Origin of the sequence: Achromobacter mucicolens, from assembly GCF_902859725.1 — a bacterium.
Taxonomy (GTDB): domain Bacteria; phylum Pseudomonadota; class Gammaproteobacteria; order Burkholderiales; family Burkholderiaceae_B; genus Achromobacter; species Achromobacter mucicolens.
Genome location: NZ_CADIJP010000003.1, coordinates 229,860 through 247,284 on the forward strand (window position 1 = coordinate 229,860; position 17,425 = coordinate 247,284).

12 protein-coding genes and 3 pseudogenes are annotated in these 17,425 nt (G+C 70.7%); 12 read left to right on the top strand and 3 right to left on the bottom strand.

The window, feature by feature from the left end:
• Window positions 1–3: 3 nt before the first annotated feature.
• Genes HV786_RS04710 through HV786_RS04765 form a run of 12 tightly spaced genes read left to right on the top strand, consistent with a single transcriptional unit; the run spans window position 4 to window position 15,633 of the window.
• A complete protein-coding gene (locus HV786_RS04710; protein WP_175210169.1) occupies window positions 4–1,164 on the top strand; it encodes an eCIS core domain-containing protein in 1,161 nt (386 codons plus the stop codon).
• A gap of 8 nt (window positions 1,165–1,172) precedes the next feature.
• Window positions 1,173–1,442, top strand: coding sequence for a hypothetical protein (locus tag HV786_RS04715; RefSeq protein ID WP_056326128.1), 270 nt, complete (start codon window positions 1,173–1,175; stop codon window positions 1,440–1,442).
• Window positions 1,439–2,092, top strand: a complete 654-nt coding sequence (locus HV786_RS04720; RefSeq protein WP_056326125.1) for a hypothetical protein — start codon at window positions 1,439–1,441, stop codon at window positions 2,090–2,092. Before HV786_RS04715 ends, HV786_RS04720 begins: the two co-directional genes overlap by 4 nt.
• On the top strand, window positions 2,089–2,430 hold the full coding sequence (locus HV786_RS04725) for a LysM domain-containing protein (RefSeq protein ID WP_175210170.1): 342 nt from the start codon (window positions 2,089–2,091) through the stop codon (window positions 2,428–2,430). The genes HV786_RS04720 and HV786_RS04725 overlap by 4 nt, the downstream gene beginning before the upstream one ends.
• Window positions 2,423–3,550 carry a hypothetical protein gene (locus tag HV786_RS04730; RefSeq protein ID WP_056326120.1) on the top strand — a complete coding sequence of 376 codons (1,128 nt, stop codon included), beginning with the start codon at window positions 2,423–2,425 and terminating at the stop codon, window positions 3,548–3,550. Before HV786_RS04725 ends, HV786_RS04730 begins: the two co-directional genes overlap by 8 nt.
• Window positions 3,547–4,062, top strand: a complete 516-nt coding sequence (locus HV786_RS04735) for a phage baseplate assembly protein V (RefSeq protein ID WP_056326117.1) — start codon at window positions 3,547–3,549, stop codon at window positions 4,060–4,062. Before HV786_RS04730 ends, HV786_RS04735 begins: the two co-directional genes overlap by 4 nt.
• A 24-nt stretch (window positions 4,063–4,086) precedes the next feature.
• The gene (locus HV786_RS04740) at window positions 4,087–4,410 is read left to right on the top strand and encodes a hypothetical protein (protein ID WP_056326115.1); all 324 of its coding nucleotides are present in this window, start codon (window positions 4,087–4,089) and stop codon (window positions 4,408–4,410) included.
• A gap of 11 nt (window positions 4,411–4,421) precedes the next feature.
• Entirely contained in the window at window positions 4,422–4,784 is a 363-nt protein-coding gene (locus tag HV786_RS04745) for a GPW/gp25 family protein (RefSeq protein ID WP_128827156.1), read from the top strand.
• The gene (locus HV786_RS04750; RefSeq protein WP_175210171.1) at window positions 4,781–7,237 is read left to right on the top strand and encodes a putative baseplate assembly protein; all 2,457 of its coding nucleotides are present in this window, start codon (window positions 4,781–4,783) and stop codon (window positions 7,235–7,237) included. The genes HV786_RS04745 and HV786_RS04750 overlap by 4 nt, the downstream gene beginning before the upstream one ends.
• Window positions 7,234–10,359 carry a putative baseplate assembly protein gene (locus HV786_RS04755; protein WP_175210172.1) on the top strand — a complete coding sequence of 1,042 codons (3,126 nt, stop codon included), beginning with the start codon at window positions 7,234–7,236 and terminating at the stop codon, window positions 10,357–10,359. Before HV786_RS04750 ends, HV786_RS04755 begins: the two co-directional genes overlap by 4 nt.
• Window positions 10,356–12,482 (top strand): phage tail protein, encoded by a 2,127-nt coding sequence (locus tag HV786_RS04760; RefSeq protein WP_175210173.1) that lies wholly within the window; start codon window positions 10,356–10,358, stop codon window positions 12,480–12,482. The genes HV786_RS04755 and HV786_RS04760 overlap by 4 nt, the downstream gene beginning before the upstream one ends.
• Window positions 12,483–12,507: 25 nt before the next feature.
• Window positions 12,508–15,633, top strand: a complete 3,126-nt coding sequence (locus tag HV786_RS04765; RefSeq protein ID WP_175210174.1) for a DUF6519 domain-containing protein — start codon at window positions 12,508–12,510, stop codon at window positions 15,631–15,633.
• Between the two features lie 18 nt (window positions 15,634–15,651).
• Here HV786_RS04765 and HV786_RS27535 read toward each other — a convergent pair.
• From HV786_RS27535 to HV786_RS27545, 3 pseudogenes are all read right to left on the bottom strand, one after another.
• A pseudogene (locus tag HV786_RS27535) lies at window positions 15,652–15,891 on the bottom strand (YadA C-terminal domain-containing protein); the annotation flags it as partial.
• A 194-nt stretch (window positions 15,892–16,085) separates the two neighbouring features.
• A pseudogene (locus tag HV786_RS27540) lies at window positions 16,086–16,233 on the bottom strand (trimeric autotransporter actin-nucleating factor BimA); the annotation flags it as partial.
• A 150-nt stretch (window positions 16,234–16,383) separates the two neighbouring features.
• A pseudogene (locus HV786_RS27545) lies at window positions 16,384–17,205 on the bottom strand (hypothetical protein); the annotation flags it as partial.
• Between the last annotated feature and the right edge of the window lie 220 nt (window positions 17,206–17,425).

The window sequence follows — 17,425 nt, forward strand, 5'->3', positions numbered from 1 at the left end:
GCCATGCGAACGGCATTGTTCACGCCTCGGCCTGACGCCGCGCCGCCGCGCTCGCGCCTGGTGCTGCGCCGCTGCGCCTGCGGGTGCGGCGGCAAGAGCAGCGGCAAGTCCGGCTGCGCCGCCTTGCCGCTGGGCGGGCGCGCGAAGACGGCGGTGCCCGATCAGGTCGAGGACGTGTTGCGCAGCCCCGGCGAGCCGCTGGCCGCCGCCGACCGCGCGGAATTCGAGCAGCGCTACGGCCACGACTTCGGCCGCGTGCGCATCCACGCCGATGCCCGGGCCGCGGACTCGGCGCGCGCGCTGCATGCGCAGGCCTACACCGTCGGCCCGCACGTCGCCTTCGGGGCCGGACGCTATGCCCCGCGCACGCGCCAGGGGCGCGAACTGCTGGCGCATGAACTGGCGCACGTGGTGCAGCAGCAGGCGCGCTACCGGCCCGGGCTGCCGCTGGAACTGGGTGCGGCCAACTCGCCGCTTGAAGCGCAGGCCAACCGCGCGGCGCACAGTCTGTCCCAGCCCATCGCCGCGCCAGGTCTGGCGCAAACCGTGCAGCGCGCCGGCATGGGCGACCTGCGCGTGGCCGAGGCCGAAGCACGCAAATGCCCCGGCACGCACACCATGCCGGACGACGTGTACGACGCGGTCAATGAGGCCTGGTCCAAGTCCGGGCACGGCGGCGACACCGTGCAGGAGCACGGCGGCCGCATCGTGTCCGACAAGGACGGCAAGCGCGTCATCCGCACGGGCTCGGGCGGCGGCGGCAGCATCAGCCTGCCCGCCGAGCAAAAAGGCGACTACACCCTCGGCACGTACCACACCCATCCCTACAGCAGCTCGGAAGGATCCAAGCTGGGCGTGGCGTTTTCCGGCGCGGACGTGGCCAACTTCATGGCCGGCAACCAGGGCTGGGTCAAGTACATCGGGGCCGGAAGCTGCCACTACGCGCTGAACATCCAGGACTACGAAGCGGTGTACGACTGCCGCAAGCGCAACGTCGATTTCAAGACGCGCTGGAACGACGCCTTTGCCGCTGCCACCGGCACGTTCCAGGCCAAGGTCGAGACCGCCGTGCGGGCATCGATCGACGGCTGCGGCATCTGCTTTTACCGCGCCTGCCGGCCCGACGCCGCCAGCGCGGTCCCCAAGAACATGAGCCTCATCTAGGAGCCGTCATGCAAGACTGGATTGGCAAGACCGTGGGAGAGGTGCTCGACCTGTGCCAGACGCGCTATGCCGACGTCACAATGGTCGACGAGCCGCCGGGCAAGCTGCGCGCCGTCGAGATCGATTGCGTGGCGCGCGTGCCGGTATCGCGCTTCGTGCTGGAGTTCGACTACCGCCCGGATCTGTTCAGCGCGGCGCGCAACTGGCCCGAATCGCTGGTGGGCGCGCAGCGCATCACCGCCGTGCGCAACGCCGCCGAGCCGCAGGCCTACCCATGAGCGGACCGCTTTCGCCCCGCCTGCTGCGCGGCGGCATCATCCTGATCGATCCGTCCAGCGGGGCGGTGCAGCGCGTGATTTCGCTGCAGTACAACCCCGAGACGCTGACGCGATCGCTGCAGCCGCAAAGCGTGGACGACGGCGGCGCGGCGGGCGAACCGCTGCGGCTCAAGGGGCCGCCGGCCGAGACGATCCGGCTGGACGCCGAGCTGGACGCGACCGACCAGCTGGAGTTTCCGGACGAGCACCGCGACGCGCGCGACACCGGCATCCACGCGCAACTGGCGGCGCTGGAGACCATCGTCTACCCGGACAGCGCCGCGCTCATCCGCAACAACCAGATCGCGAATCTGGGCACGCTGGAGATCGCGCCCACGGTCGCGCCGCTGAGTCTCTTCGTCTGGAGCCGCGAGCGCGTGGTGCCGGTGCGCGTGACCGATTTCTCGATCACCGAAGAGGCCTTCGACGCGCGCCTGAATCCGATCCGCGCCAAGGTGTCGCTGGGCCTGCGCGTGCTGCATGTCGGCGACCTGGGCTTCGGCGACAAGGGCGGCCATCTGTACCTGGTGTATCAGCAGCGCAAGGAACGGCTGGCCGCGCTGGCAGGGCTGGGCGACCTGGGCTCCGTCGGACTGGAGTCCCTGCCATGAGCGTGGAGCGCTTTCCCGCCAACAGCCGGTATCACGGCGTGCCCACGGCTGAAATGCCGGGGCCCGACGGCCGCCCGCTCGTCTACCTGCGCCGCCGCTTCCTGCCGGACCCGGCGGCGCTTACCGCGGTCGGCGAGGTGGCCGTTGCCCCCGGCGACCGGCTGGACCGGCTGGCCGCGGCGGCGCTGGGCGATCCGCTGCAGTTCTGGCGTCTGGCGGACGGCAACGACGCGCCGCGCCCGGCCGCGCTGGGGACGCCCGGCCGCAGCCTGCGCGTGACGCTGCCCGCCGCGCTGGGCGCGCCGTTCACTGGCCAATTCGGAGGCGGCGATGCTTAGCGGCGTGCACCTGACGCTGCTGGTGGGGCCCGGCCTGCCCGTGCCTGCGCCGCGGCCCATCATGGACGGCCTGGAGCGCGTCGAAGTGTCGTCGTCGGCCGACGGCCCAGGCGGCTTTCAGCTCTCGTTCACCGTCAGCAACCGCTCGCCGCTGCATACGCTGCTGGTGATCGCGGGCGGCCAGGTGCCGTGGCTGCGGGTCATCCTGATCGCCACGCTGAACGGACTGCCCACCGTGCTGATGGACGGGCTGGTCACGCGCCAGGAAATCACCGACGGCAACGCGCCCGGCCAATCACGCCTGACCGTCACGGGCGAAGACCTGACGGTGGCGATGGACAAGCAGGACATGAGCGGCCTGCCCTACCCGGCGATGCCGCCGCCCGCGCGTGTCGCGGCCATCATCGGCCGCTACGCGCTGTACGGCATGCTGCCGCTCGTCGTGCCGTCGCCGTTCACCGATGTGCCGATCCCCGTCGAACGCATTCCCCTGCATGAAGGCACGGACCTGGCCTACGTGCGGCAGCTGGCCGCGGAAGTCGGCCACGTGTTCTACATCGAACCCGGGCCGCTGCCCGGCGCCAACGTGGCGTACTGGGGCCCCGAAATCCGGCTGGGACCGGTGCAGCCGGCGCTCAACCTGGGCATGGACGTGCACAGCAACGTCGAGTCGCTGTCGTTCTCGGTGAACCAGTCGGACGCCGCGCTGCCCGTCATCTTCATACAGAACCCCCTGACCAAATTCCCGATCCCCCTGCCGGTTCCCGACATCAGTCTCGCCAGCCCACCGCTGGGTCTTTTGCCGCCGTTGGCCAAGGGGCTGACGCTGCTCAAGGACACGGCCAAGCTGTCGCCGGCCGCCGCGCTGGGACGCGGCCTGGCCATGGCCGCCGGCACCACCGCCGACGCGGTCACCGCCGATGGATCGCTGAACGTGCTGCGCTACGGCCACGTGCTCAAGTCGCGCCAGCTTGTGGGCGTGCGCGGCGCGGGCCTGGCGTTCGACGGCCTGTACTACGTCAAGCGGGTGGACAGCACGCTCAAGGCGGGCGAGTTCCGCCAGCAATTCTCGCTGGCCCGCAATGGCCTGATCTCGACCCTGCCCCTGGTGCCGCCATGACAGACCCCCAACGCCACTACGGCAAATTCCGCGGCGTGGTGATCAACAACGTCGATCCCATGCAGATGGGCCGCATCCAGGTGCAGGTGCCCGACGTGCTGGGCCTGGGCGTCTCAAGCTGGGCCATGCCCTGCGTGCCGTTCGCCGGCCAGCAGAGCGGCGTCTTCGTGGTGCCGCAGGTCAGTTCGGGCGTGTGGGTGGAGTTCGAACAAGGCAAGCCCGACTACCCGATCTGGGTCGGCGGATTCTGGGGCTCGGCCGCCGAAGTGCCCGCGCTGGCGCTGGCGGGGCTGCCGGTATCGCCCAGCATCGTGCTGCAGACGGGTGGACAGAACACGCTGATGATTTCCGACCTGCCCGGCCCCACGGGCGGCATCCTGCTCAAGACCAAGACCGGCGCGATGATCTCGATCAGCGACGTGGGCATCACGCTGTCCAACGGCCAGGGCGCGACCGTGATGCTTGCCGGTCCGGCCGTCAACATCAACCAGGGCGCCCTGACGGTGACCTGACTTTGAATCCATGGAGGCGCAGCCATGCCCGGACCCTTGCTGCATCTTGGCGCCACCGTGCAGTGTTCGCACGGCGGCCAGGCCGTTCCCCTGTCGCCCAACCCGCGCGTGCTGCTGTCGGGCCAGCCGGCCGTGACCATCCTGTCGACGTATTCGATCGCGGGCTGTGCCTTTCCGCCCCCGCCCTCGGGCAACGGGCCCTGCGTCACCGGCATGTGGTTAAGCGGCGCGACGCGTGTGCTGATCGGCGGACAGCCGGCCGCGCTGCAGGCCGGCGCGTCGATCTGCACGCCCACCGGCACGCCCATGCTGGCGCTGCAGGCGCAGGCGCGCGTCGTGGGCATGTAGGGCGCACCGCCATGGCCATCCTGCGCTTTCCGTTCGAACCCGACGCGCGCGGCCGCAGCCGCGATGCCGATGACGCCGAGCACGTGCGCGACATGATCGAACAGGTGCTGTTCACGGTGCCCGGCGAACGCGTCAACCGGCCGGACTTCGGTTGCGGCCTGCTGCAACTCGTGTTCGCGCCCAACAGCGACACGCTGGCTGCCGCCGTGCAGATGAGCGTGCAGGGCGCGCTGCAGCAGTGGCTGGGCGAGCGCATTGCCGTCGAATCCGTCAACGTCGCGCATCGCGATGCGACCCTGCAGGTGGACGTGCAGTACGTGCTGCGCCAAGGCCAGCAACGACGGCTGGCACGCTTTACGCGGGACGTGCCATGAACCGCCAGTTCCGCAGCGCCAATCCCCGCCGCCTGCAACTGCTGCGCGCCCAGCAGCCGCCCGGCGACAACGGCATCGCCTTCGTCGAGATCGATGCGGCCGACCAGCGCACGCTGCGCGTGGTGTGCGTGCATCCGGTGTCCGGCATCGGCCGCGCCCACGTGCGCATCGAAGGCGGCACGCGCATCCGCGGCATTGCGCTGGCTGCGGAGCCGGTGCTGTCGGGCAACGAAATCCGGCTGAGCGTGGACAAGGCCGGCGACTTCTCGTGGTACACGCTGGCGCTGGTGAACCCCGCCGATCCCGACGCGCCCGCGCCGGGCTTTGACCTGTGCCTGTCCACCATCGAGATCAACTTCAAGGCGGGATGCCCATCGGAATTCGACTGCGCCGATACGCACGCGTGCGATGCGCCCGCGCCGTCAGAGCCGCTGCTCGATTACCTGGCCAAGGACTACGAGAGCTTCCGGCGGCTGATGCTGGACCGCCTGTCGCAAAGCATGCCCGACTTCGCCGAGCGCAATCCCGCGGATTTCACCGTGGCGCTGGTGGAAACGCTGGCCTATGCCGCCGACCATCTGTCGTACGCGCAGGACGCCGCCGCCACCGAGGCCTATCTGGACACCGCGCGCCGCCGAACCTCATTGCGCCGTCATGCGCGCCTCTTGGACTATCCCCTGCATGACGGCTGCAACGCGCGGGTCTTCGTCACTGTCCAAGCCCACGCGGCCGGCGAAGGCAAGGTCATCCCGGCCGGCACGCCGCTATTGACCAGTTCCCCGGAAGCCGCGCTCGCGGCCCCCGTGCGCCGCCGCGACGCGCTGGACGGGCTGCCCGCGCCCGGCATCGAAGTGTTCGAGACGCTGCACGACCTGCTGTTGCACACCGCGCACAGCCGCATCTTTCTGCATGACTTCGCCGACCCGGCGTACTGCCTGCCGCGCGGCCAAACGCAAGCGGCGCTGGTGAACGATCCGCCGCTGGCGCTTGCGCCCGGCGACGTGCTGGTGTTCGAAGAGACGATAGACCCGTTGACGGGCCGCAAGGCCGATGCGGACCGCACGCATCGCCACGCCGTGCGCCTGACGGAAACGCGCACCGGCCGCGACGACCTGACCGGCACCGACCTGCTGCTGATCGCCTGGCATCCGGACGATGCGCTGCCGTTCCCGCTGTGCGTGAGCCAGGAGTTCGACGAGGGCGGCGCGCTGGTCAAACGCGCGGTATCGGTGGCGCGCGGCAACGTGGTGCTGGCCGATCACGGCATGCAGCGCGATTGGACGCCGTTGCTGCCGGACACCGCGACGGCGCGCGATGCGTTTGCCGCGCGGCCCTATCGGCCGCGCCTGCCGGATGCCGGCCTGGCCTGCGCCGAGCCCTACCGGCATGAGCTTGCCGTGGCGGGGCCGCTGCCCGCCAGCGCGGCGCTGGCCCAGGATCCGCGCCGCGCGCTGCCCAGCGGCATGTCGCTGCAGGCGGACGACGCCGATCAGCCCGGCGACGCGCCCGCCCCGGCCAGCCCGCCGTGGTCGCCCCAGCGCAGCCTGCTGGCCAGCGCGCGCGACGCGCGAGAATTCGTCGTCGAAATGGAACACGACGGCGCGGCCTGGCTGCGCTTTGGCGACAACCGCTACGGCGCCGCGCCCGCGCCCGGCGAACGCCTGCTGGCGCGCTATCGGCTGGGCGGCGGGCCGCAAGGCAACGTGGGCGCGGAAGCCATCGGCGCGCTGGTCACCGACGATCCGGACCTGATGCTGGGCGTGGCGCGCGTGCGCAATCCCCTGCCCGCGCAGGGCGGCGCGGCGCCGGAACCGGCCGACGCGATCAAGCTCAACGCGCCCGAGGCCTTCCGGGTGCAGGAACGCGCGGTCACCGCGGACGACTATGCGCGGCTTGCGCAGCGCCATCCGCAGGTGCAGCGCGCGGCGGCCCGCCTGCGCTGGACGGGCAGCTGGCACACCGTCTTCCTGACCGTGGACCGGCGCGGCGGGCTGGCGGTCGATGCGCCGTTTCGCGCCGCGCTGCGCGCCTTCATGGAACGCTTCCGGCTGGCCGGACAGGACCTGGAGTTCTCGGATCCGGTGCATGTGCCGCTGGACATCCTGGTGCGCGTCTGCGCCGCGCCCGGCCACTTCGCCGCGGACGTCAAGGCCGCGCTGCGCGACGCCTTCACCGCCGGCCTGGACCGCGCGGGCCGGCCGGGCTTCTTTCATCCCGACCGCTACACCTTCGGCACGCCACTGGCGCTGTCGGCGCTGATGCGCGCCATCATGGCCGTGCCGGGCGTGGCGTCGGCGCGCGCCGAGCGCTTTCAGCGCTGGGGCCGCGACCCGGCGGGCGAACTGGACACAGGCCGTCTGCTGGCCGCGCCGCTGGAAGTGCTGCGCGCCGACGGCGATCCGAACTTCCCGGAGAACGGCCGCATCGACTTCATCGTGGAGGGCGGATCATGACGACTCGCGACGACTGCGGCTGCTGCGCCGGGCAGCCCGCGCTCACGCCGTCGGACCTGGCCAATCCGCCCGGCCAGCCCGCCTTGCGCCTGCGCATCGGCACACACGGCCGCTTTCTTGCCAGCCTGACGGCGGACCTGGCGCGCTCGCCGGCCCTGGCGGCGCTGACGACGCGCGACCGCGATGACCCCGTCATCGCCCTGTTCGACGCCTGGGCGGCGGTGCTTGACGTGCTGGCGTTCTATCAGGAGCGGATTGGCAACGAGGGCTACCTGCGGACCGCGACCGAGCGCCGGTCGGTGCAGTCGCTGGCGCGGGCCATCGGCTACGAACTGCGGCCGGGCGTGGCGGCGACGACGTGGCTGGCGTTCTCTCTGGAAACCGCGCCGGGCGCGCCCCCGCGCGCCCGAATCGAACCCTGGACACGCGCGCAAAGCGTGCCCGCGCAGGACGAACGCGCGCAGACCTTCGAAACCCTGCAGGCCGTCGAGGCGCGTGCCGCCTGGAACGCGCTGGAACTGGCGTGGCTGGAACCGGCGCCCCCGCGCTTTGGCGCGCGCACGCTGTGCCTGGCCGGCGCGGCCACGCGCCTGAAGGCCGGCGACGCCGTGCTCGTTGTCGGCGACGAGCGAGCGCGCGATCCGGGCAACGAGAATTGGGACTTTCGCCGCCTGACGCAGGTCCGCGAATACGTGCCTGGTCCCGGTGAAGACAGCGCGCCCGCCTATACGCTGATCTCGCTGGAGCGGGGCCTGGGCAGCGCCGCGCCGCACGTGCAGCCCGCGGGGCGCAACCCGCGCTGCTTCGCGCTGCGCGCGCAGGCCCGACTGTTCGGCTACAACGCGCCCGATTGGCGCGCCATGCCCGCCACGCTGCGCGCGGCGTACCTGGGCATGGCCGACGACGCCAAGCCGTCATTCAGCCAGTTTCCGCAGTGGCCGGGCTATACGCTGGCCGAGGTGTCCGATCCGCCTGGCCCCAGCGGCCCCGGCTCCGGGCTGTACGGCGAGTATTACCGTGGCCGCACCTTCAGCCAGCGCGTGATGACCCGCACCGATCCGCAGCTGGATTTTCATTGGGGCGCGGGCGGCCCCGGCGACGGCGTGCCCGCGGACAACTTCTGCGTGCGCTGGACGGGCTGGGTGCGCGCCCCGGACAGCGGCAGCTACACCTTTCACGTCACGGCTGACGATGGCGTGCGGCTGTGGGTGGACGGCAACCTGCTCATCGACCAGTGGCGCGAACAATCTCCCACCGAATACAGCGCCAGCGCACGGCTCGCGGCGGGGCGCAAGCACGACATCCGCATCGAATACTACGAGGCGGGCGGCGAGGCCACCTTCGTGCTGGCGTGGTCCGCGCCGGGCCTGGCGCGCCAGACGATTCCCGCGGCCAGCCTGTACCCGGGCGACGTGCACGGCGTGCACCTGGACGCCTCCTATCCCAAATGGGTGGCCGGCGGCTGGACCGTGCTGTCGATGCCGGGCTATGAAGAGCTGTACCGCATTGCCGACGCGGGCCCCGACGCGCGCACGGGCTTTGCGCTGGCGGGGCCGACCACGCGCCTCACGCTGCGGGGCGAGCGCGTGCGCGAGCAGTTCAACGACGCCCTGCGCGAGACCACGGCCTACGGCGAATCCGACCCGCTGGACTGGGGCGTGCGCCCGGCCTCGGGGCTGACGCAAGGCCACACGCTGGTGCTGGCGTCGTACGAGCCCGACCTGCCGCAAGACCGCGTGCTGGCGGTGTCGGGCCTGATCCTGACCGAGACCGATGCCGCCAACGTTGCGCCGCGCGAGCGGCTGTTGCGCGGCGATGCCGTGGCCAACGTGCGCGTGGCGCGCGACCGCGCTAGCGCCGACCTGGAATTCGAGGATGGCGCGCGCGCCACCGTCACGCTGGCCGACGCCAGCGACATCGTGCGCATCCAGCGCAACGACAGCGCTGGCGGCCGCACGACGCTCGTGCTGGACGCCGACCTGGCGCACGCCTATCTGCCCGCCACGGTGCGCATCAACGCCAATGTCGCGCCCGCCAGCCACGGCGACAGCCGGCAAATGCGCATCCAGCCGGAGGTGCTGGGCAGCGGCGCCGGCAACCGCGCCTTCCAGCGTTTCACGCTGCAGCAAAAGCCATTGACGTTCGTGCCCGCGCCCACCGCCAGCGGCGCGGCGAGCAGCCTGGAAGTCCGCGTCGACGGTCTGCTGTGGGACGAGGCGCCGCGCATCACCGCGCTGGCGCCGGACGACCGCGCGTATCTGCTGCGGGTGGACGACAGCGGCGGAGCCACCGTGCAGTTCGGCGATGGCCTGCATGGCGCGCGTCTGCCGTCCGGATCGGGCAACGTCCAGGCGCGTTATCGCGTGGGCCTGGGCCGCGAAGGCAACGTCGCGCCCGGCCAGTTGAGCGTGCTGCTCACGCGCGCGCCTGGCGTCAAGGCGGTCGTCAACCCCGCGCCCGCGACCGGCGGCGTGGACCCCGAAGCGGGCGACGCCGCCCGCCGCAATGCGCCGCTGCGGGTGCGCACGCTGGACCGCATCGTGTCGCTGCGCGACTTCGAGGATTTCGCGGCCGCCTTTACGGGCATCGGCAAGGCGCAGGCGGTATGGCAGTGGGACGGCGAGCAACGGCTCGTGCACCTGACCGTCGCGGGCGAAGATGGCGCCGCGCTGGATCCGGCCGGTGCGTTGTATCGCAACCTGCTCGCGGCCATCGACGCGGCGCGCCCGCCCTACCAGCCGCTGAAGGTGGCGCCGTGCCGCTACCTGGATTTCGGCCTGCGGGCGGGCCTGGGCATCGATCCGCGCTTTGAAGCGGCGACCGTGTTGGTAGCCGCCCGCGCGCGCGTCCTGGATGCCTTCGGCTTTGCCGCGCGGGCGTTCGGCCAGCCGGTGCACGGCGCCGAGGTGCTTGCCGTCTTGCAGGACGTGCCGGGCGTCGCGTGGGTGGATCTGGACGCACTGGTACTCAATGCCGGTCTGGACGGCGCGGGCGCGCGGCGCAGCAACGGTCCGGACGCCCTGCTACCGGCGCGCACCGCGCGTTGGCAACAGGGCGCCCTGCAGCCTGCCGAGCTGCTGCGCCCGGATCCCGACGGCATCGACTTGTCGGAGCGCACATGAACACCCGCCTGGATGCCGACGCCCTGATGGCCCTTTTGCCGGCGTTCTACCGCGAACGCGACGCCGCCGCCGGCGGGCCGCTGCGCGCGCTGCTGGACGTGCTGGCGCGCCAAGGCGCGCTGGTGGACGCCGACGTGGACCGGCTCTACGACAACTGGTTCATCGAAACCTGCGAGGACTGGGTGGTGCCTTATCTGGGCGACCTGCTCGGCGTGCGCGCGTTGTATCCCGTGGGCGCCGCCTTTTCGCCGCGGGCGCTGGTGGCCAACACGCTGCGGCTGCGCCGCCGCAAAGGCACGGCGCTGGTGCTGGAAGAATTGGCGGCCAACGCCACCGGCTGGCCAAGCCGCGTGTCCGAGTGCTTCGAGCGCGTCGCCACCACGCAGCACGTCAATCACCCCCGCGCGCACGCGCTGCGCACGCCCGACCTGCGCGATTCGCGCGCGATGGAACGCGTGGATGGCCCCTTCGGCGCCGAACTGCACACCGCGCACGTGCGCGCGCTGCCGGCCGGACGCTACAACCTGCCCAACGTCGCGCTCTTTCTTTGGCGGTTGCAGTCGTACACCGTGCAGCGCGGCGATGCGGCGCGCGCCACCACGCACGACGGCTTCTACACCATCGATCCGCTGGGCCGCGACCAGCCCCTTTTCAACCGGCCGCGCACCGAGACCGACATCGACCACCTGGCCGAGCCGATAAACGTGCCCGAACCGCTGTCCTGGCGCGATCTGCATGCGGAACTGCAAGCGCGCCGCCAGGCCCTGACCGATGGCGACGCGCCCCCGCAAGGCTGGTTTGCCGACAGCGCCGCCGGCCCCGTCGTGCAGGTGTGGCTGGACGGCCAGCCGGTTCCCGCCGAGCATCTGGTGATCTGCAATCTTGCGCCCATCCCCGGCGTCGTGCCCGAAGCATGGCGCCGGCCCGACGCCACCCTGCTGTTCAAGGCGCGCAAGCCGGGACGGCCGGACCGCAGCTTTCCCGGCGCGGGCGGCGTGCTGGTTGGCCTGGATCCGCACCGCGGGCGGCTGGCGCTGCCACCGGGCGTCACCGCGCAATCGGTGCAGGTGCGCTATGCCTACGGCTTTCCCGGTGACATCGGCGCGGGCCCCTACGCCCGCAGCATGACCGATGGCGATGACGCGGATGATGACGCGGGTAATGGTCCGGATGGGGCATTCGAAAGCGGGTTCGACGCCCTCTTGCGCGTGCCCTCGGCGGCCACGCCCACGCTGACGGCGGCGCTGGCCGCGGTGCTGGCGGGGCAGCGGGTACGCATCGTGATCGACCACGACGGCACCGAGACCATTGCCCCCGATCTCGTGCTGCCCGACACGCGGCTGTCGATCGAGGCCGCGCCGCTGCGCCGTCCCGTGCTGCAAGGCGATTGGCGCGTGCGTGGCAACGCCAGCACCCGCATCCGGCTCGACGGGCTGCTTCTGGATGGCCGCCTGCGGCTGGAAGGCGCGCTGCGCGCCGTTGAGCTGCGTCACTGCACGCTGGTGCCGGCGCGCGGCGGCGTGCGTCACACGGGCGCCGCACCCGAACTGGAACTGCGGTTGACGCGCTGCATCTGCGGGCCCGTGCGCTGCGCATCGCCGCTTGCGTCGGTGCAGATCGACGCAAGCCTCGTCGATGCGCAAGGCAGCGCCGCGGCCGCGGTCGACGTGGACGACAGCGCCCTGCGCATCCTGGCCAGCACGCTGTTCGGGCGCGTGGCCGCCGGACGGCTGGACGCGTCCAACACGCTGTTCGGCGGCACGCTTGCCATCAACCGCCGGCAAGAGGGCTGCGTGCGCTATTGCCACGTGCCCATGCCGTCCGTCACGCCGCGCCGCTACCGCTGCCAGCCCGATCTGGCCATGCAAGACCTGACCGGCGCGGCCGCCAAGCGCGCGGCGGCGCGTGTCGCCCCGTCGTTCACCGCCACCATGTTCGGCTCACCGTCGTATGGCCAACTGGCCCCCAGTTGCGCGGCCGAGATCCGAGAGGGCGCGGACAACGGCGCCGAGATGGGCGCCTGGAATTTCCTGCTGCAGGCCCAGCGCGAGGCCAATCTGCGGCAGGCGCTGGACGAGTATCTGCGCTTCGGCCTCGAAGCGGGATTGATCCCTGTGAACTGAGCCCTCTGTCTTCGGGAACAACATCATGAAAGCCGATCTCAGCCGCCTCACCTTCGACCCCGCCCGGCGCTACCGGGCCGTCCGCATGCAGCAGGGCCGCGTGCAGATGGATTCGGACTGGAATGAGCAGCAGGACATCCTGAACCGGCGCATCGAAACCGAAACCGCGGACACCGTGGGCCCCGTGGGCGTGCCGCTGGCCGCGCCCGGCTTCGCGCTGGCGCCTGCCGGCAAGGACCTGTCGCTGTCGGCAGGCCGCCTGTATCTGGACGGCCTGCTTTGCGAGAACCCGCTGCCCGCCACCGTGGCCAAGCAGCCCGACATGCCCTCGACGGCATCGCCCGTGCTGCCCGCCGGCGCGTCCGTCCTGCCGCTGCCGCCGCCCGCGCTGACGCCCGCCGACATCGACGGCATCGTCGTCTTCGGCTCGGGCGGCCAGACCGCCCCGCCGCCCGAAGGCCAGTACCTGGCCTATCTGGAAGCGTGGCAGCGCCACCTGTGCACGCTGGACCTGCGGGCCGGCGACACCAGCATGCGCGAAGTCGCGCTGGGCGGCCCCGACACCGCCACCCGCGAAAAGACGGTCTGGCAGGTCAAGCTGATGCAGGTGGGCGCGCCGGACGCCGCCCTGACCTGCCTGTCCGCGCTGCCCGCGTGGGACGCCCTGACCGCCGCGCCCGACGCCCGCATGGCGGCGCGCGCCGAGGCCAGCGTGCCGCCCAAGACACCGTGCCAGCTGCCACCCGACGCCGGCTACCGCCTGCTGGAAAACCATCTGTACCGCATCGAGATTCACCAGGACGGCGCGGGCGCAGGCAAAGCGCGCTACAAGTGGTCGCGCGAAAACGGCAGCATCCTGTCGCGCGTGGTGCGCTGGCTTGACGATCCCGTGGCCAACGAGTTCGAAGTCGCCAGCATCGGCCGCGACGACGTGCTGGCCATCACCGCGGGCTGCTGGGTGGAGTTTCTGGACGACACGCACGAACTGCTGGGGCAGCCGGGACCGCTGGCGCAGGTCGTGCGCACCGACGGCAACACGGTCACGATCGATCCGGCCAGCCTGATCGGCCACGCGCTGGACGCCGCCCGCTTTCCGGCCAACCCGCGCGTACGCCGCTGGGACGGCGTTGCGGAAATCACGCCCGCGCCCATCAACAGCGCCAACGCCGGCTGGGTGGAACTGGAGCAGGACGGCATTGAGATCAAGTTCTCGCCCGGACGCCTGCGCGTGGGCGACTATTGGCTTATTCCCGCGCGCACCGCCACCGCGTCGATCGAATGGCCGCAACTGCCCGACGGCAAGCCCGCCTTCAACGCGCCCGCCGGCGTGCTGCGCGCATTCGCGCGGCTGGCGCTGCTGCGCTGGCAGGCCGGCGCGTGGACCGTCGTCAGCGACTGCCGCCCCGGCTTTCCCGCATTGACGGAACTGACGCAGCTTTACTACGCGGGCGGCGACGGCCAAAGCGTCAAGCCCAACCCCGCGATGACCCCGGACGTGGTGGCGTTGCCGTCGGAACTGCGCGCGGGCGTGGCCAACGGCAGCCTGCCGGTGGCGGGCGCCGTCGTGCGCTTTACCGTGGATGCTGGCCGGCTGCCGAATGGCGCCGCCACGCAGGACGTGACGACGGGCGCCGACGGCATCGCATCGATTGCCTGGTCGCTTGCGTGCGACGCCGCCCGTCCCGTGCAACGCGCCACCGCGCAATTGCTGCGGGCGGGCCAACCCGCGCCCGACCACTATCTGCCGCTGCGCTACACCGCCACCCTCGCCCTCGCCGCCGAGGTCGCCTACGACCCGAGCAACTGCGCGGACCTGCTCGCGGAACGGGCCTACTCGGTGCAGGAGGCGCTGGACGCGCTGTGCCGGCGCACGCATGCCGGCGGCTGCTGCCTGACCGTCGGCCCGGCGGGCGATTTTCCAACGCTGGACAAGGCGCTGCGCACGCTGATCGGCCAGGACCGCATGGACATCTGCCTGTGCCTCACCCCGGGCGAGCACAAGCTGGACGACGACCTCATCATCAAGGGGCCGCGTGTGCGCCTGATGCTGCATGGCTGCGGACCGGCCAGCCGGCTGATGCTGGACGAACGCCTGTTCAGCCTGGACGGCTTTGCCAGCGTATCCATGGCCGACCTCGCGATCGCGCGCCGCGGACAGCCGGGCGCCATCGCCTTCAATCAATGCGCCGACCTGCGGCTTTCGCGCGTCGATTGCACGGGTCCGGCCGGTCCCGGCAACAGCCTGGTGCGCGTCGACGGCAGCCGGCGCGTGCACATCGAGGCATGCCGCCTGTATGCCGCCGGCCGCGGCGCCGCCGAACGGCTTGATCAGCTCTTTACCCGCGCCCCCACGCTGGCCGCGCTGAAGCGGGCGCTGGCGCCCGATGCGCTGCTGGACGATGACGACAATCGCGCCGCTCTGGCGCTGTCGCGCCAGCCCATGGACGCGCGCAAGGCGATGACCGCCGAGATCGCGGCCTTGCTGCGCGCGGGCGCCGCCGGCAATGCGTTGACGATGACGCCGCGCGTCCAGGCGGCGCTGACCACGCTGGCAACGCAGGTCGGCCGCGAGACGCCGGTGGCCAAGCGCCTGCGCCCCGCCATCACCGCGCTGGCCGCCGCGCTGCTGGCCGATCCGCTGTCGTGCGCGCTGGCGCTGCTGGACAACGATGCCGACACCACCGTGCGCGACAACCGCCTGCGCGGCGGCATTGCGCTGTTTGCGGAATCCGGGGATTTTCCGGAATTGACGACGGATCAATTGAAGCTGTTGGGCGGCGGGATCCGCACCGGCAAGATGGTGCCCGAAGGCGATGGCACGCTGACCCTGCAAAGCAATCAACTGCCGAGCATGCGGCTCGGCGCCGAGGCCGCGCGCGCCATGCTCACCATCATCCAGACCGGCGGCGAGTTTGCCGCGTGGCGCTGCCTGCGCGCGGCCGACAACGCGCTGGAGGCCTACAGCCATTTCCCGGCGTTCGACGCGGCGGTGACGGGCAACAACCTTCTAACCGACGGCGACGCGGGCGCGCTCATCGCCACGCAGGCCAAGGTGATCGGCAACTTTGCCCACAACGATTTCCGGTTGTTCGTTTCAGGCGCCAATCCGGAGAGCCTGGCGAACGGCGGGTTGAACGTGGTGACGGTGTGAGCGTGGACCGAGGCGTCGTCACCACTGCATCGACGCGCCGACCCCGGCCGTGGGCCCGCCCGAGGCAATGCCCACGCCGGCCTTGACCTTGACGCGGTCATTGACGCGCGCCGATGCGCCGACCGCGACGGCCTGGTAGCCGCGATACGTGGCCGCGCCCACGCCCAGCGCGAACCGCTTGCCGGGGTCGACTTCCGGAACCATGGTCAGCGCCGTCGTGGCGGCGATACCCGAGTAGGCATTGCGCGCCACTTCATCGATGGCGCGGTTGGTCTGGTCGATGCGATTGTCCAGGCGGGCCAGGCCTTCGCGGTTGCGCTGCACGCCGGCGTCCAACGACCCCAGCGCGTCGCCGACGTTGTAGTAAGTCTGGCCATCCAGCTGATACGAAGGACCGGTGACGGCGCCCGTGGACGCATCGATATGCGCGCCGCCGCCCAGGCTGGCCACCACGGGGTTCAGTTGCCCCACGTTCACGGCATCGGTGCTTTGCGTGCCCGCGGCCACGTGGGTCACCTGCCGTTCGGCGCCTTGCGCGCCCATGGACACCGTGTTCGCGCGGTCGGCCACCGAGCCCGCGCCCAGCGCAACGCTATTTGCCGCGATGGCCGATGCGTTGGCGCCGATTGCCACGCCCTTTGATGCGGTGACGGTGGCGTTGGCGCCCAAGGCCGCGCCTTGCGTGCCCGCGCCGACCACAGCGTTGTCGCTGCCATCGTTGGCGCCATCCGCCCGCACATAGGCATTGGCGGCATTGAGCTGACCGACCTGTTGGGAAATTGCGTAGAGCTGGCTGCCGTTCACGGCGTCGGTGCTGGTTGCCGAGATGACGCCGTTGGCCACGCCCGTGACGGTGCGCGTGCCGTCCGTGCCAGCCATGTCGATCACGTTGCCGCCCTTGCTGGCGGCCACGGTGATGGCGCCGCTGACCGGGTCCTGCCGGACCAGGCCGACCTCACCGTTGTTGAGGCTGGTGGTCAGCGTGTTCAGCGTGGCCGTGTTCTGCGCGACCGCTGTGCCCAACGTCGTAATGGCCGTGCTGTTGGATTGCACTTGCAGATTGGTGGCGTAAAGCTGCGAGCCATTCACCGCGTCCAGGCTGGTGGACGACAACACGCCCGCGCCCACCTGGGTGATCCGGTTTCCGTTCATGTTGACGGTGTTCAGCATGGAGATGCCGTTCTCGCCCTTCAGTTCCAACGTGCCATCGGCGTAGCCGGTGACCCGGGCCGTCGCGGCGGTTAAACCGTCAACCGTATTGGAGCCAAGGATGTTCTGCAGGGTAAAAAGCGGGCTGCCATCGGGGCAGTCTAGCAAATAGACTGGAGCGCCGGAATTGAGGGAGTTTCCCGTCATTGTGTCGGCACTGCATAGCTGCAATTGGCCGCTTGCATGGGTATTCGTCGCCAATCCCAGGCCGCCCGCGCAGGCTAGCGCAACAGCTGCAGTAGAGGCCGCACGCTGCACCCTGCCGGGCTTGCGCCGGCGGCGCGTGGCGCAAGGCAAGGCCTGCTGCGTGGTTTGCATAGTGATTGGGATTGCATTCAGGACGGTCGAAAAGACGTGGTTCATGGCGTGTCCACCCAGCGCCGGTGCGCGCTCGTTGTCAAAAATTCAGCTTCAAGAAAATCACCTAACCAATTGAGGCATAAGGATTTTTCTTTCAATCTAATGACGACCAGACACCCAAACCATCGAAACTTTTCTAATGTTCGACCGTGTAATGCAACAAATATCAATAAATGCAAAGATCCTCGCTAGGCGCCCGCCAGACCTTTCCGCCCGATGCCGT

Coding starts and splice junctions, on each gene's coding strand:
- HV786_RS04710 (WP_175210169.1), top strand. CDS start 4: ATGCGAACGGCATTGTTCACGCCTCGGCCTGACGCCGCGCCGCCGCGC.
- HV786_RS04715 (WP_056326128.1), top strand. CDS start 1,173: ATGCAAGACTGGATTGGCAAGACCGTGGGAGAGGTGCTCGACCTGTGC.
- HV786_RS04720 (WP_056326125.1), top strand. CDS start 1,439: ATGAGCGGACCGCTTTCGCCCCGCCTGCTGCGCGGCGGCATCATCCTG.
- HV786_RS04725 (WP_175210170.1), top strand. CDS start 2,089: ATGAGCGTGGAGCGCTTTCCCGCCAACAGCCGGTATCACGGCGTGCCC.
- HV786_RS04730 (WP_056326120.1), top strand. CDS start 2,423: ATGCTTAGCGGCGTGCACCTGACGCTGCTGGTGGGGCCCGGCCTGCCC.
- HV786_RS04735 (WP_056326117.1), top strand. CDS start 3,547: ATGACAGACCCCCAACGCCACTACGGCAAATTCCGCGGCGTGGTGATC.
- HV786_RS04740 (WP_056326115.1), top strand. CDS start 4,087: ATGCCCGGACCCTTGCTGCATCTTGGCGCCACCGTGCAGTGTTCGCAC.
- HV786_RS04745 (WP_128827156.1), top strand. CDS start 4,422: ATGGCCATCCTGCGCTTTCCGTTCGAACCCGACGCGCGCGGCCGCAGC.
- HV786_RS04750 (WP_175210171.1), top strand. CDS start 4,781: ATGAACCGCCAGTTCCGCAGCGCCAATCCCCGCCGCCTGCAACTGCTG.
- HV786_RS04755 (WP_175210172.1), top strand. CDS start 7,234: ATGACGACTCGCGACGACTGCGGCTGCTGCGCCGGGCAGCCCGCGCTC.
- HV786_RS04760 (WP_175210173.1), top strand. CDS start 10,356: ATGAACACCCGCCTGGATGCCGACGCCCTGATGGCCCTTTTGCCGGCG.
- HV786_RS04765 (WP_175210174.1), top strand. CDS start 12,508: ATGAAAGCCGATCTCAGCCGCCTCACCTTCGACCCCGCCCGGCGCTAC.